This window comes from Paenibacillus sp. MT86 (assembly GCF_058792535.1).
In genome coordinates this window covers 3,651,073-3,666,240 of record NZ_CM179499.1, presented here as the reverse complement: position 1 = coordinate 3,666,240, position 15,168 = coordinate 3,651,073, and the positions used below count along the sequence as shown (strand labels likewise).

General features: G+C 46.3%; 14 protein-coding genes and 1 pseudogene. 3 read left to right on the top strand and 12 right to left on the bottom strand.

Annotated features, from left to right (window positions below):
* Positions 1-14: 14 nt before the first annotated feature.
* The 3 genes from AC3RCL_RS16180 to AC3RCL_RS16170 form a co-directional block, all read right to left on the bottom strand.
* Complete coding sequence (locus AC3RCL_RS16180) at positions 15-3,095, bottom strand: FIMAH domain-containing protein (protein ID WP_492530673.1); 3,081 nt, start codon at positions 3,093-3,095, stop codon at positions 15-17.
* Between the two features lie 278 nt (positions 3,096-3,373).
* Positions 3,374-4,510 (bottom strand): sensor histidine kinase, encoded by a 1,137-nt coding sequence (locus AC3RCL_RS16175; protein ID WP_492530671.1) that lies wholly within the window; start codon positions 4,508-4,510, stop codon positions 3,374-3,376.
* The gene (locus tag AC3RCL_RS16170; RefSeq protein WP_096773894.1) at positions 4,507-5,193 is read right to left on the bottom strand and encodes a response regulator transcription factor; all 687 of its coding nucleotides are present in this window, start codon (positions 5,191-5,193) and stop codon (positions 4,507-4,509) included. Before AC3RCL_RS16170 ends, AC3RCL_RS16175 begins: the two co-directional genes overlap by 4 nt.
* Positions 5,194-5,818: 625 nt before the next feature.
* On the opposite strand from AC3RCL_RS16170, the gene AC3RCL_RS16165 reads away from it, so the two are divergent.
* Positions 5,819-6,220: a DUF6223 family protein gene (locus tag AC3RCL_RS16165; protein WP_492530669.1), complete on the top strand. Its 402-nt coding sequence runs from the start codon at positions 5,819-5,821 to the stop codon at positions 6,218-6,220.
* A gap of 233 nt (positions 6,221-6,453) precedes the next feature.
* On the opposite strand, the gene AC3RCL_RS16160 is transcribed toward AC3RCL_RS16165, so the two are convergent.
* From AC3RCL_RS16160 to AC3RCL_RS16150, 3 genes and pseudogenes are all read right to left on the bottom strand, one after another.
* On the bottom strand, positions 6,454-6,987 hold the full coding sequence (locus AC3RCL_RS16160; protein ID WP_492530667.1) for an efflux permease Rv1217c-related protein: 534 nt from the start codon (positions 6,985-6,987) through the stop codon (positions 6,454-6,456).
* Positions 6,953-8,068, bottom strand: a complete 1,116-nt coding sequence (locus AC3RCL_RS16155) for an ABC transporter permease (RefSeq protein WP_492530666.1) — start codon at positions 8,066-8,068, stop codon at positions 6,953-6,955. The genes AC3RCL_RS16160 and AC3RCL_RS16155 overlap by 35 nt, the downstream gene beginning before the upstream one ends.
* Before the next feature lie 23 nt (positions 8,069-8,091).
* Positions 8,092-8,908: pseudogene (locus AC3RCL_RS16150) on the bottom strand (ABC transporter ATP-binding protein).
* Positions 8,909-9,231: 323 nt separating this feature from the next.
* Between AC3RCL_RS16150 and AC3RCL_RS16145 the strand changes: the two are divergent.
* The gene (locus AC3RCL_RS16145) at positions 9,232-9,828 is read left to right on the top strand and encodes a TetR/AcrR family transcriptional regulator (RefSeq protein WP_492530664.1); all 597 of its coding nucleotides are present in this window, start codon (positions 9,232-9,234) and stop codon (positions 9,826-9,828) included.
* A 157-nt stretch (positions 9,829-9,985) separates the two neighbouring features.
* Here the strand turns inward: AC3RCL_RS16145 and AC3RCL_RS16140 are convergent, their stop codons facing one another.
* Positions 9,986-10,339, bottom strand: a complete 354-nt coding sequence (locus AC3RCL_RS16140; RefSeq protein ID WP_036660610.1) for a DoxX family protein — start codon at positions 10,337-10,339, stop codon at positions 9,986-9,988.
* A 139-nt stretch (positions 10,340-10,478) separates the two neighbouring features.
* Here AC3RCL_RS16140 and AC3RCL_RS16135 point away from each other — a divergent pair, with 139 nt between their 5' ends.
* The gene (locus tag AC3RCL_RS16135; protein ID WP_492530661.1) at positions 10,479-10,847 is read left to right on the top strand and encodes a winged helix-turn-helix transcriptional regulator; all 369 of its coding nucleotides are present in this window, start codon (positions 10,479-10,481) and stop codon (positions 10,845-10,847) included.
* A gap of 27 nt (positions 10,848-10,874) precedes the next feature.
* Here the strand turns inward: AC3RCL_RS16135 and AC3RCL_RS16130 are convergent, their stop codons facing one another.
* The 5 genes from AC3RCL_RS16130 to AC3RCL_RS16110 form a co-directional block, all read right to left on the bottom strand.
* Positions 10,875-11,615 carry an ABC transporter permease gene (locus AC3RCL_RS16130; RefSeq protein ID WP_492530659.1) on the bottom strand — a complete coding sequence of 247 codons (741 nt, stop codon included), beginning with the start codon at positions 11,613-11,615 and terminating at the stop codon, positions 10,875-10,877.
* Positions 11,612-12,523, bottom strand: coding sequence for an ABC transporter ATP-binding protein (locus AC3RCL_RS16125; RefSeq protein ID WP_492530657.1), 912 nt, complete (start codon positions 12,521-12,523; stop codon positions 11,612-11,614). Before AC3RCL_RS16125 ends, AC3RCL_RS16130 begins: the two co-directional genes overlap by 4 nt.
* A 17-nt stretch (positions 12,524-12,540) precedes the next feature.
* Entirely contained in the window at positions 12,541-12,951 is a 411-nt protein-coding gene (locus AC3RCL_RS16120; RefSeq protein ID WP_096773885.1) for a DUF3021 domain-containing protein, read from the bottom strand.
* Complete coding sequence (locus AC3RCL_RS16115; protein WP_096773884.1) at positions 12,948-13,406, bottom strand: LytTR family DNA-binding domain-containing protein; 459 nt, start codon at positions 13,404-13,406, stop codon at positions 12,948-12,950. The genes AC3RCL_RS16120 and AC3RCL_RS16115 overlap by 4 nt, the downstream gene beginning before the upstream one ends.
* A 339-nt stretch (positions 13,407-13,745) precedes the next feature.
* Positions 13,746-15,128, bottom strand: coding sequence for an ADP-ribosylglycohydrolase family protein (locus AC3RCL_RS16110; RefSeq protein ID WP_492530654.1), 1,383 nt, complete (start codon positions 15,126-15,128; stop codon positions 13,746-13,748).
* Positions 15,129-15,168: the final 40 nt, after the last annotated feature.

Here is a 15,168-nt window from a genome sequence, read left to right as displayed (position 1 = left end):
CTCTAGCATCGATTTCAACTGTCCAATTGTTGATTTAAGATATTCAGCAGCTCCGCAGCCTGGAGCAGCAATGCCTCCTTGGCGGCCGGAACGATATAGTCATTCATTTTCGGATCTGCAAGATCTCGGGTGAATTTCTCAAGATGGTGGATGGCCTGAGTCGTATGTTTTTTGAGCAATTGATGTTCGGTTTGCTTCAGGCTGTTCTCCAATTGATTCGCGAGCGGCTTAAGAATCTCGCCCGAAGCCAGTCGAAGATTGAATTCCTGTTGAAGTTTCTCTGTCAATTGTTCCGCTGTCGCACGGACTTCAACCACTACCAAGTTGGAGAGTACGGTGATACCGTTCAGAACAACCGTGGCCTGTAGTTCTGCCCTCCCGGCACCTATAGCTTGTATGGTACCAGAATCGGACACGGTGATGATGCCTTCGTCAGAGCTCTTATAGTTGATCGAAGCTTTGGCCAAGTCTGCGGATTTTCCATTAAACAGGGTTCCGCTCAGCACAAGCTGTGCCTGGTCTCCAACAGTGAGTAACGATTCATCCAAATTCAATGCGACTTCTTTTAAGGCGATTGGGAGCTTTTTGAGATGGGAGCCTTCCGCATAATAAATTCCCCCATCTTCTGCCAAGGTCATGAGGTTGACGCTGTCCGCTATTTTTTGGGAATCCATTGTTTCCGGATTGATCACCGTTAGAGTATGACCGACCGTGGTGTAGAGCAGACCATCGTCGCCAAAACGGATAAAATAAGGTCTCCATGTACTTCCGGAAGAGGTATTCGGATATAACAGCTTGCTCTTTTTGATCACCTGTGAAGCTGCGTCCATGGCAAAGACCGAATATACGGTGGTTCCTGTAGCTGTTTTCCCCCAAGTCACACCCCATAAAAGACCGTCTGGCCCTTCCATCAGGTCACCGATCAGCTGGTGGGATGTCATGCCGGGGATCGCAGGAGAGAACTCCTTGACTTTGCTTTTGGTTTTGGGATCAAAAATAAACATTTTGGCTTCCGAAGCTGCGGGGGTCGAGCCTCCGCCTCCATGGATCGTTGTTCCTCCAAAGACCAGACCGTCTTTATAGGCAACGGACATCACGCTTTGATTCTCCACAATATCCGGAAAGGTGGTCCAGGTATCGGTTGGTTCATCGTACATGGTCAATGCCCCTTTAACGAGACCATAGTCGGCGATCGTTCCGATGAACAGCTGGTCGTCGCCTGAAGCAAAAGCGAACGGCCTGCTCTGACCATCCTCAATATTGAATGCGAGCGAAGGATTGACGTCTTTCTTGTACGGCTGGGATGGATCGTATCTGTAGATGACAGCCCCCCCATAGGTGCCGAAATATACTTTATCGTTTAAAAAGCCGATCCCTTCGATTTGTGGAAAGACACGTTCCTGTAGTTCGTAGACATTGGATCTTGGATCAAATATGGATAAGGCTGTATGGAAGCCTCCCATATACAGTTTCCCGTCCGGCCCCATCTCCAGGCTCTGAATATCAATGCCTTCCGCTTCAATTTCAGGCATGATGGTCTCCACCGACCGATCTTCAGGATCAAACAACACGTATTCCAGCTTTTCTGTTACCATGGCCAGCAAGGTTTTGCCGGCTTTATGCCCGGTTTGCGGAGTGACCCAATCATAGGCCCGGACCGTTGAATTTGGCAGAACAACACCCTCTAAAGGGATAATTTCATTGGTCGCCGTATTATAGGTGACTAGTTCACTGTTAACTACATTCCGGAAATACACCAGATCTCTGTCCAGTGGGGAAGGAGGGGAGATCATACTGTCAAAACGGGTTGGAGAAGGCCAAGGGAGAGATTGAAGCACTTCTTCGGTTTCTTCATCCAAGATAAACAGGGTAGTAGCGCCCGAACGTACGAACAGCTTTCCATTATACGACCAGATGTCGGCGATCATGTCATTGGCTCCGGAGTTCGGGAGCTTGACTTCAGATTGTTCACCTGTTTGACGATCAATCTTGTATAAAAAAGCAGGGTTTCCCACCCCGACATAGATATACTGCTCGGTCACACCGATTCCTCGAGCGTACATGACGTCCTCACGAACGCTTCCGAGATCACGGAATTGATTGGAAGCAATATCATACTCGAAGATTTTGGAGTTTGGGTACGTGGCCCCGTAAATTTTGCCGTCCGAGGTGGCTGCCAAATCCCAGACCAGCTTTTCAGATGGATTGACGCCTACAGACTCCAACGTTTTCGCGGCAGGGGAATAACGATACAGCATGCCGTTCTCCACGCCGGATATGTATACATTGCCGTCGGAACCGGCTGCTACACCGTATACCGTGTTCACGCCTTGGACCGGAGAGGAATAGATGATTTCGCCGGTTGAGGCATCCAGTGCATAGAAAGTCGAAGGCGTTCCATTCGTTGCAAAGTAAACCTCGCCGTTCGCCATGGCGGCCCCGCTGGTTTTGACCGTTTTCGTCGCGGCTCCTAGATCAATCGGATCCCCGAAGGCAACGGGGATATCTGCTGCAGTGGATGCGGACACGGTCATATGATCGAAATAGGTGGTACTGTAGCCGGCAGTACCGGAGTACAGCATAATCTTGGCTGTAACGGCACCGGCTGGCGCGACGCTTTCATGCGCAAAATCCAACCAATCGCTGCTTACGGAGGATAGGGAGGAGCGGCTGTTGCTGATTTCCTTATTATCGGCATCGTAGTAATATACAATCATCGCCACCGAGCCCTGTTCCAGCCAGGTTTTCACGGAGGTGACATAACTGCTTCCTTCCGTGACCGGAACGGAAGAACTGATTAATCCCAGTGACTTTGGCCCTCCATCGACCATCTTTAAAGCGTAGTTTCCCTCATAGCTTTTGGAATCTGTGATCGAGATGGAATATTCGTCAGTCAGCGGTGACCAATAATATGTCCAGTCCGGTATTTCACTACCACTTCCCAAGGTTTCAAAACCCGCGTTGTTAATGACGGGATAGGAATTGGAGACCATCATGGTGGAGCTCTGGGCAAATCCAGAAGCAAGAGGTACAAGTGAGCTTAAAGTTAAGGAATAAGTGAACAGGATGGCCGTTTTTTTAATCCAGGAATTCATGAATTTCCTCCTTTATGTGGTAAATTTCGATAAACTATTTGATTTTGTTGTTTGCGTTCTCCTTTCTAGTTCAATAGTGGTAAAAATGTAAATAGATTATATGAGGGGCCATATATAATGTCAATGTCTTTAAATTCTCTATAAATATGCTGTGCCTATACTCTCCCCAAAGGTCTTGTCTCAGCCTTATAAAGCTACCAGACCTGGATATATGAGGATATTGAACGTAAATGGAATTCCTGCAAGTTTATATGCCGAGTTATCAACTTTTATAGACATCATCGCCCTATAGGCAGAAAAACGGTAAATGTAGTACCTTCATCAGACTGACTCGCAACGCGGATGAACCCGCCGTGGGCTCTTACAAAATGATGGGCGATAGATAACCCGAGCCCCGTACCGCCTGTATGCCTCGAGCGCGCTTCGTCTACGCGGTAAAATCGATCGAATAGGTAGGGCAGCTCTTCCGCCGGTATTCCGATGCCGGTATCGATCACCGAGACACATGCAAAGAACGCATTCCTATCAAAGACCCGGTCTTCGATTTCAACAGTAATCTTCCCTCCACGAGGCGTGTAACGAATCGCATTAGTCAGTAAATTAATGAATACCTGCGTGATCCGTCTCGCATCGGCCATAACGGTAACCGGACTCGAAATCGTATAAAGACAAACGTCTAATCCGTTTTCTTCCGCTTCGTATTTCACGTCGTCCACAATTCGTTCTAGGTGCATCGTCAGATCGAGCGGTTTGCGTTCGAGCGACAACCGGCCCGATTCGGCCAGCGACAATATATGAAGATCGTTCACAAGCTGACTGAGCCGGATTACCTCATCGTGAAGCCGAAGCAGCATTTCCGGCGGGACATGATGACCGGCCTGCTGATAATTCTCCAGTTTAAGCTGCATCACGGAGAGCGGCGTGCGAAGCTCGTGAGCAATGTCGGCCACCAGTCGCCTGCGGGTCTCTTCGGCTTCACGCAGACGGAACGTCATATCATTGAACGTTTGGGCAACTTTCCCATACTCATCTTTCGTGTCTACAGGTACTTTGACGTTCAGGTCACCCTCCGCCACGCGCTCTATGGCGGCTATAAGTTTTTTGAGCGGGAGGGTAAGCACCCCCGACATCCAATAACTGAAGAACAACCCGATCGCAACAAAAAAGAACAAGCGCACGCCGTGCGTGACATTAAGCAGTTCGTTCAGCTGCATATTGTCAAGGATATAAGATTTAAAAATTTCGATTTGCTCTTCGGGCGATGCGCTCAAATAGTTGGCATCGATTTGTTCCCTTTGAAATTGATCGATCAAGCCGCTTGTGTAAACCTGCGTTGTCAGGGAGAAAGTGATACTTACAATGAAAACGATCAGTCCCATACAGACAAACATTTTCATGCGGACCGTCATCTTCATGTACGTTCACCGAACCGGTAACCGAAACCATATACCGTTTGAATATATCGAGGATTGGCAGGATCGTCTCCCAGTTTGCGGCGAAGATTCCGGATATGGGAATCCATCGTTCTTTCGTATCCCATGTACTCATCCTCCAAAGCAGCCTTTAACAATTGCAAACGGCTAAAGACAATGCCGGGACGACCCGCGAGTGTGAACAGAATTTTGAATTCGGTAGGTGTCAATTGGAGTTCCTGACCGTCTTTGAATACCTGACATTTGGCCTCGGAAATGATCAGGTTGTCTCTTTCCAAGAATATCGACTTGTCTTCGGGTCCGCGTAAACGGCGAAGCAAAGCTCTGATGCGCGATGCGAGCTCGCGCAAGCTGAACGGCTTCGTCAAATAATCATCTGCGCCAATTTCCAGACCGACGATTTTATCTGATTCGTCCGATCGGGCCGTGACCATAATAATGCCGCAATGCGAGGTTTGTCTTATCTCGCGGCATACGTCGATTCCGCTTTTTTCCGGGAGCATCCAATCAAGCACGACGAGATCAGGCCGCTCAGAGCGGGCAATCATGAGCGCTTCCTTGCCGGTACAGGCTGTCGATACCTTGAACCCTTCACGTTGCAAATAGGTCTGCATCTCCTCCAGCATTCCCGGTTCATCCTCCACAATCAACAATTTCGGTTCCATTCCCATCATATCCTTCCCTTAGTTTGATTCCATAGCGAGTACACGCCGCTTACCGAAAATTATAACGTGATTAGGTAGGTTCTTAAAGAAATCCACACAAAGAGCGGAAGATCTGCATAAGTTCTCGACATTTGTTTTGTAAACTGGCTGTGAAAGGAGAGAGATAGCCGCGAAGAACAACAAGGACAATTAATATGGGAATCGGATTCTGAGAAACGTGATTTTTGAAAACGGAAGGATGAACTGCGGATTGTTACGATATCGATTGAGAAAGCGCTGTTTGAACTCGGCATTAAGGGGTGATTATCCGGAAATTCCGTAACAATTGAGTAGAACGGAAGTACGACATTGCTTGATCAGATCTAAATAAACAAAAACGTTTGAATTAGCTGAGTTCAGCACAATCATTGCATACGGACGAGTTTACTGATCGTTGGAACGTCTAGGCCAGAAATGAGAATCTAGGAGGAGAACCCTGCTTAAAGCGGGCCTATACCCGTAATGATATTGTCGCCAGGTTTTGGCGGTAAACAGATCTTACTAGTTGATCTAGCAGGAACTCCTATCAAACTCATGAAGTCTCCTTGCAAATGATGAAAAAACAACCGAGAGGGGTAATTAACAAATGAAATTGAAGCTAGTTACAATCGTAATGCTTTGTGCATTTCTACTTGCTCCAACTATTGCCTCTGCTGAAGTGACCAACGGTAATGTCGGATACGGATTAACCCCCGGGCGACTCTGGGCCACGATGGACGCGGTGGTGGGCCTGATCAGCGCGGTCATCGGTGGGCTGTCTCTGGCCCGCTCCGTACGTCGTACCGGAAATGGTGGGCGAAACGGGTCGATCGTGGCCATGGTATTAGGGCTGATCGTCTTAGTCTACGCTATAGTGCATCTGACCATATTCACTGGTGATTTCGGTACCGGCGCCGGGAGAGCTGGGGCGATCATTGCTATTGTAATGGGGCTGATCGGTATGATCCTCGGTGCGCTAACTCTGGCCCGCTCCCGCCGCGCCGGCTGACCCGACAATGATGCTTCCTATTCCAATACTTAAAGGTGATTTAAGCCAATGGGCGGATCTACGCGATGGATGAAGCACTACGCGTTTCAGCGAATAATGGCGGGCGAGCAGTTTGGCAATATTGTTAGTTATGCAGATAAACTTCGTAAATGAAAAAAACGGGCTGAATATGCACAATTCAGCCCGTTTTCCGTTCGATTTGTATCAAAGTATGAGATCAGTTTATTTATCGGTTAAGCTCCTTCAATCATATCGCGTTTGCGATATCCCACAAAGCCCAAAACCATGAAGGCAATACTGATCGCTGAGATCGCAATAAAGGTTGCAGAATCAAACGGATCTACCGGCATCCGTGGAATCCAGCTTTGAACGGCTGTTTTCGAGAACCATTCCGGCAAATCCAAAATGCCGCCAAAGTAGTTTAGAGCAAAGGAATAGCTTAGGTACGCATATACGCCTTTGCCTAGTCTTGGTGCCCAACCTAAAGCCAAAGCGGCAAGTCCAGTAAAAAACAACACGGAGGGCAGGAAGTTATAGCCAGCGGCGAAAAAATCCCCCATATTCATGGGCGAGCCGTCACCCATTGCAGCAATGGCCGTCCCGCCAAGTCCGCTTGAAGCGAGCAAAATGCCAACGATTCCAGCAACGATAGCCAACATGACACTCGTCCAATAGAGCTGAGCTCGCGTCACTTTTGTAGCATAAAGCTGGCTTAAATGCAGCCGCGTTTCTTCAGAGAAAAGTTTGTTTACGATCGCAATCGGCAAAATGGAAACTAATCCAAATCATGACCATCATAATGGTCCCGGTGAAGGCTTCTTCGATGGAAACGCCAGATACCGTAAACATTTGACTCATGATTTCATTGCTTTCAAGGAACGTCTGCATATCTCCATAAATCGAACCATAGGCTGCACCCATGATGACGAAAGCAATCAACCAGCTGAACATTACGCCTTTGTTCAGCTTGGTAAACAGGCCGGGCACGGACAGCAATGATTTTTTTGCCGACTCCCGTCCTTCACGTTCGGGCAAATAACCGGCTCCCATATCTCGGCGGCCTTCAAGGCCAAAAGCGATGATCACGACGATGACGCTGAAGACTATCGCCACAATTAGGGGGACCCAATGGTTTCCTGTAAAAGGATAGGTTAGATACGTCCAACCCATCGGATTAATCATGGAGAGATCCGTATTCGACACATCCGTTCCGGCGCGAAAAATATATAGCAAGCCTACAATTCCGAGTGATGAACCGGTTGCACCGGATGAAGTCGGCATGATTTGTGCCATAACTAAGGCAATTACGGCTCCCAAGATCCCGGCCATGCCGATGGATGCGCCAAACAAAAAGGATCCTTCGGCCGAAATCGTATCTGCTCCATAGCTAGTCATCATTCCGCCAATCACGAGTGCTAATATCATATTGATCACAACAACTTCGGCAATTACCGCAAGCGAGTTGGCTTGACGGCCCACTTGGAAGGAACGGACGAGTTCAGTAAGCCCAAGATCTTCTTCTTTGCGTGTATGGCTTACTACATGCAATGCAGCGATAATCATCGCAAACAAACCGCAGAATAACAACATTTCGTGCGCATACATCGCACCCAAAGTATAATCTGCCGATGTCTCAACCGGTGTCGGACCTACCATGGAAATCATGGCAGGATTTTGCAAGGTTTCATACATTCCTTGCAAACCTTGTCCCTTGCCGATTTCTTCAAAAGCAGGAACAAATCCGGCTGAAAACAAGCCTAAACCTAAAATCCAGATGATGATTTTTTTCCAATCACGTTTCAGATATTGGACGAATAGTACACGCGAACGTGCAAATTTTTCTTGCATTATAATTTCCTCCGTTTCCGCCCTTAGACTTCATAATGACGCATGAATAAGTCTTCCAGCGTAGGCGGCACGGACTCAAACTTCTTGACGCCCAATTTTGCCGCTTCGGACAAAATTTCATTGATACATTCGTTATCCGCGGAAAATGTCGCTTGATTGCCGGATTGCTTGAAAACGGGTTAAGTGACGCAGCTCATCCAATGTCCCGGTTTCAACCACTTTGCCTTGGCGAATGATGACCACTTTATCGGCCAGCCGTTCCACTTCGCTCAAAATATGAGAGGACAGTAAGATGGCTTTTCCTGCAAGCTTGATTTTTTCGACCTCATCCTGGAAGACGGCTTCCATCAGCGGATCAAGGCCGGAAGTCGGTTCGTCGAAAATATACAAATCGGAATTAACGGCCAAAGCCGCGATCAGGCCGACTTTTTGCCGATTTCCTTTGGAATAGCCCTTGGCTTTCTTCTTCGGATCCAATTCAAACCGTTTAATCAAATAGTCGCGTTTATTTTTGTCTCTGCCGCCATGTAATTTCATAAATAAATCAATGATTTCACCGCCAGTTAAGCTGCCCCAAAGCGCCACATCCCCAGGAACATAAGAAATTCGTTTATGAATCTCAAGGCTGTCTTTCCATACATCCTTGCCAAAGATCTTCGCTTCCCCGGCATCCCGACGGATAATCCCAAGTAACGTACGAATTGTTGTGGATTTCCCCGCGCCGTTCGGCCCGATAAATCCGACAACTTCCCCGGCATTTACCGTAAATGATACGTCTTGCAACGCTTTGAACTTCCCGAAGCTTTTTTGCAAGCCTTGCACCTTTACAATGTTTGTCATAGCACTAAAACTCCTTCTTAACCAGTTTTAGTAACGTGCTTTCCAGTCTAAAGCAAAGCTTCATCTTGATAAATAATGAACTAAATATTTAGATATAGTTCATATATTCGCTGAAAATGCTTTGTTTTAAACCAAAGTTCATTTACAACTTCAGTTATACACCCGATTATGATCATAGTCAACGCAAATAAAGCTAAATTTAGAACTCTAATACGTTTGATAATTCATAATTTCGATATATAATAAATAGGAAGGGAAAATACGAACTAAATCCTTCTTAAAAATTTTTTTTAGTCATAATAGCCAGAAAGCAGGAATGAGGAATGAATGGTTTTGAAAAGCGGACGCAAGCGAAGAAAAATCAAGTCTTGGAGGCAACTTTTAACTTGTTGAATACCGAAGCCGGCATCGAAAATGTAACAGTGGATGAGATAGCTAGACATGCCAATGTCGGTAAAACGACGATATTTAAATATTTTGGGAGCAAGGAAAACCTGATCCATGAGGTGTTTAAATATTTTTTAACTCAAATGGGGGAAAATGCCCGAGAAATCATGGCCGAAAATAAACCCTTCGAAGAAACGATCATTGCCATGAGTCAGATCAAAATTCATTTTCTGGAGAAGATCAACAAGCAGTTTTATTTCGATTTAATGGATTATTTTACAAAGAAGGACGATAACGGATTATCACTGATGATGCAGGAGTACGTCAACGAAAGCTACAGTCTTATGTTGGATTTATTTCATCGTGGGCGCAAAGAAGGCAAGGTTGATCTGAAATATTCGGATGAATTTCTGCTGATATATTTCCAGGCCCTGGTTGAAGGGATATCCAGCCCGCATATCTACCAAAGGATACTCCCTTATACCGCCCAGTGGACGGAATTGCTGGTAAAAGGGATTGCGCCAAGCAAATAAAGGTAGAAGAATGAGAGAGTAAGGGCAGGATCGTTTGAGATCATTAACGGTGGACCGTACCATCGATCGTGGTAGAGCAAAGAATCGACCTGCAGGTCGATTCTCTGCTGCTATATTCACTACTGAAACATTGAATCCAGCTTCGGCAGATGCTGGTTTAAAAACGACCGATCACAATAAATACAGTTAACACAAAGAAGACAACGTTTACGCCTATTTCTCGATGCTCCTTGCGTGCAACATGGTATAGGGCGCCAAGAAGAACGATTGTGGCAAGACCTGCAGCGGCAATAGGCGTCAATATGGGCGCGATATACATCGCTAGTGGCAGAATGAGTCCGAAAGCTCCTACCAATTCTGCTACCCCAATAAAGACGACGAACGCTTTGGGAACGTCTTTCACCCATCCCCAAGACGCGTTGGCTTTTTCAAACTGAAACGCCTTTAACCATCCTGAGTAAACAAACCCCAGCGCAGCAAGCCCTTGAATGATCCATAATGCGATATTCATGAATGGTGCTAACCTCCTTATTACTTATTTGCGTTCTCTGAGGTTATAATAGTCTAGTAATTGGGTTCAATGAAGTAGGCACTTTATCTAAACATAGTGAATAAAAAGTTACCTAAGGTACAGGGAAGCGGGGAGTTCAATGAAAGAGTATTGCAAATTTGAATCAGCGCTTGATATTTTGGTGGGGAAATGGAAGCCCGTCATTTTACTTCAACTGATTTCCAACGGTACCATGAGATTCAGCGAGCTTCAAAAATCGATACCGGGTATAAACAAAAAAATGCTTACCCAACAGTTAAGAGAGCTTGAGTATAACGATATTGTACATCGAGAGGTTTATAACCAGGTCCCTCCAAAAGTAGAGTATTCAATTTCCGAGTATGGCAAAGGTTTAAGCACGGTGCTAAAGGCATTGAACAATTGGGGAGCGGCTCATATGGAGCATATGAATACGCTCTATGGAGTAGATTGTTTCAGGTATGAAACCGGGTCAACCGATTATAAATGAGGCGATGCAAGTCTTCTTATAATATTCCTATTTCCCGCTCCACCGGAAAAACCGTGTAGCAAGCACAACAGATACAATGGCAATGCCAATCAAAACAGCTGCTTCAAAGCCATACTCCGTAATTGGCGCTTCTGTCCACGTCCCCCGCAGCAACTGAATGACGTAATAGAGCGGGAGTATTTTCGCTGCATATTGAAGAACCGTCGGCATCATTTCCAGCGGGAATGTCGCTCCTGACAGGAACAGCATCAGGTTTAGAAATAATGAACTGATTGCGGAAGCAGCCTGAGTGTTTTTTGCTAATGAGGTCAGGAATAAAGCAAACGGGAAAAAGGCGAGGATGCTAATAAGCAATGAAAGCAGGGTGCTTCCGATGTAGGCCGGCAGGGTTAAATCGTAGAGCAGCATGCCAAAGACCATCAGAAGCATGGCGGATATTGCAAAGATGACGGTCCCTTGAATGGTATGGGCGGCGAGGATTTTCCATGGCTGGAGCGGTGTTGATTGATATCTTCGCAATACGCCCGTTTCCCGGTAATTGGTTAAAACAGTTCCCAGAGTAAAAAAGGAAGTTGTTACGATATTGACGCCAATCCACGAAGGAACAAAATATTCCGCAAAAGCCTTTTGACTCATGTTATCTCCAACAAACATGGATCCAAACAGCCCGATCATCACAATTGGAAAGAGAAACGTCCAAAACATGCTTAAACGGTCTCTAAAGAACATTTTCGTTTCTAAACCGGCGAGTTTTACGATTGCGTTCATCCGATCTTCTCCTTTTCTAGGTACTGGATAAATAAATCATCGAGAGAGCCTTTCTCAAACCTGAAGCTGGACAATGGGAAGCCTTTTTCCTGACAGTAACTGAAAATGTGATAAGCCGTTGTCTGCTGGTCATCACAAAACACTTTAAATTCGTCTTGATTCTTTTCAACGCGCTCCACGCCGGGAAGCGAGCTTAGATATTCGGGGGCGACTCCTTCACTGATAAAGGTAAGACAATTAGCAGCACCTTCGTTTAATAATTCACGAGGGGAGTTTAAAGCTTTTAATTGGCCGCTGTAAATCATCGCCACCCTGTCGCACAGCTGCTCAGCTTCTTCCATATAATGCGTGGTCACCACAATCGTACTTCCACGATCCCGTAACAGCCGGATCAAAGACCACATTTCCCGCCTTGCTGAGGGATCAAGACCCATGCTCGGCTCATCAAGAAATAAGATTTCAGGCTCATGCAGAGTGGCTAAAGCAAGAGTTACCCGCTGCTTCCATCCGCCGGATAGGTCATCAAATTTTACGTTCAGCTTTTCGTTTAAGCCAAGCAATTCTATGAAATGATCTTTTTTCGTGGCATTATCATAAAATGAAGAAAAGAGATCCAGCGCTTCTTTTACTTTCATTTTCTTCTGGATCGAAGTGGCTTGAAACTGGACACCAATTCTCTTGTTTAACTCCCGAAGCTGCTTATTGGGAACGAGTCCAAGGACTTCAACCGCTCCCTCGCTTGGATCAGAGATTCCTTCCAGGATTTCGAGGGTGGTCGTTTTCCCTGCGCCGTTCGGCCCGATAATTCCGAAGATTTCACCTTTGTAAACATCAAAGGAAAGATTCTTTACTGCCTTGGTCCCGCCAAAGTTTTTCGATAGATTGCGAACTGTAATGACACTCTCCATGCGTTTTCTCCTTTTATTCAATGTCTTCTAAGATCGTTATTCAGCTTTTTCGATTCATTTTTAAAATAAAGATAAAATCCAATCCATCCGATGGCGTAACCGATAATAGAGATTCCAAGGAATATCAAAAAGTTCTTTACATTAATGTGAATCCAGCCGATCCATTGGCCTAATAAAAAGTAGACGATGGTGACTGTTAAAAAGTGCAAGGCAGTTTGTATGGGCAGGCGAAGTGAGCGAATTTTGAAATAGAGGGGTGTGACATTAAACAGCCAGCCGCAGAATATATAGCCAAATGCATTTTTAATAAAATGCATTCCGTCTATTGTCGATTGTCCGCCAAAATAAATAAGCGCACTTGTAGTCATTACAGCAATAAAGGCCCCGAAGAATATACCGATCATGCTTCTGAAAAGAAATGCATTCATTTCGTTTCCCTCCTGTTCATCTTTAGAATTTCTTTAATTCGGCCAATGTAATGACGCGAAACATATTCTTTTTCACCTGATTTAAAGTGAACACAGAGGGTCCCGTTAAATGATGGTTCGAAATGGCTCATTGCATGCAGGTTTGCAATGACGGATTTTGAGATCCTGATAAACCGGTGGGAAGGAAGGGAGTTTTCGAGCTCATATAATTTTTCTTTTATTTTAAAGATTCCTTCTGAGGTGGCGGCTGTGACCACATCGCCTTCTGTACGAAAGTAGTGTACTTCCTCGTGCTTAATTAAGTGCTGATTCTCTCCATCTTTTCCGACGATCAAATCCATATCATTCTTATTGAGGTACTCGAGGATCTCCTGGATGGCTGGGGTCAATTCTTTGCAGTGAATCGTAACCGTGGTTTCTTCGTTGCGCGGGTCGATGTCGAGTGAAATTTTCATGTATAGACGGCTCCTCCATTCCATACGCTCTATAGGTTTAGTATAGATGGCGATTTTTCAATTGTCATTAAAACAAAGGCGACACGCAGGACGCGGGTAGTAAGATGCATGTATCGGCGTCCGACCTGCAGCAAAGCAGATAAAATACTACACGAAAATGCATTAAGCCTTCAAAAATGAATTATCGAAATGAACTCATCGGACGTACAGAACACTTGCCAAGAGGAATTTGATAAAAAAGAGAAGGCAGCTGGTCAGAGCGATCAGCTGCCTTCTTAAGTGAACGGACATATTAGTTTAATATGATACCGCATTATACTCGATTCATCCTAAATCATGTTAATGCTGCAATTTTCGAAATACGCGATAGCTTCTTTGCGCGCATTCGGAGATGGCAATGGGGTGGAAGCCACTGACATCGGCATACAACGTATCGTTTAGCGGCGAGATCCACTTCTCAGGAAGCGCCGCCGCTCCAAGGGATGCGCCAAGAATGGAACCGACGGTGGCGCCATTGCAATCGGTGTCCCAGCCACCAAGTACGGCTGTTGTTATGCCTTTCTCAAAATCGCCTCCGGAATGAATGAGCGCAGCCGCGCATAATGCAGCATTATTATTGGTATGAACAGGGTGATAGTGCTTCACTGCTTCCCATATTTTACTCACCAAATCTATTGTGTCTTCCGTTTCCTCGGCAATGTTGACCGCTAATGCGATATCTTCTGCAAGACGGCTGTGTTTCGGAATTTCACTCAATCCGATCTCAACAATTCGCTTCATATCACTTTCAACGAATGCGGCGGCAATCATAGCCGAGCAAAACATGGCGCCATAAATACCATTCTTCACATGGGAGAAGGAAGCGTCCCGCCAAGCAAGCTCAGCTGCAAGCTGGGGCTGGCCGGCAGCACCGTATGCATAGCCGTCCACACGGATTTGGGCGCCGATCCATTCGCGGTAGGGGTTTAAATAAGAACGGCCCCATTGGATGTGTTTCTCCCAGTCATCTGGTCGATCGCCGCTAATATGTGAAGTGACGCGAGAGAAATTAAGATAGGACTGCGCTTCAGCCGTGAATACCTGCCCGAATGACAAATGACGATGCCACAGCTTGCCCACATCCCAGGAGTTGAAATCGAGCCCGCGTTCCTCAAGCATGAGCAGGCCGAGAACGGTATATCGAATATCATCGTCCGTTTCCATAAAACGAATGTTATCCCGGCAGCTGGCCAAGCTGCTCCACCTTGCGATCTCGATACCGTACTCGGCTTCTGCAGTTGATTCACCCGGTGTATAGTGGCGAATCGGCCATTGCCCTGCGCCTTCGAACCACAACTTAACATTGTGCCAGCCGGGTCTTCCGCCCGAGCCTTGCATGAAGGAAGGAGCTTCGAGAGGTTTTCCGAGCGCACAACCAGCCGAACGGCCGAGCCACGCACCATGAAATTTATCCTGCCATTTAAGCTCATCCCAGTTTCCGGACAGGAATCTCGGTCCATCCGGACGTTCGGCGCGAATGGCCTCCAATTCCGACGGCTCGAAATACTTGAAATCCGCATGCGGTTCAAGAGCCATTAAAGCCTGGTATACTTCCATTAACTTTGCTTCGTCTGTGCCGGCTGCTTCCAGACGCTCGGCCATCCCCTCAACATGACAGCCTTCTTCTCCGCGCTGTTTGATTTCATCCCGAACTAATTCCCTCAGTCCAATCCATTTCGTCATCAAGGTTGCCCTCCTGAAATCCATATAATCAAAATATGCC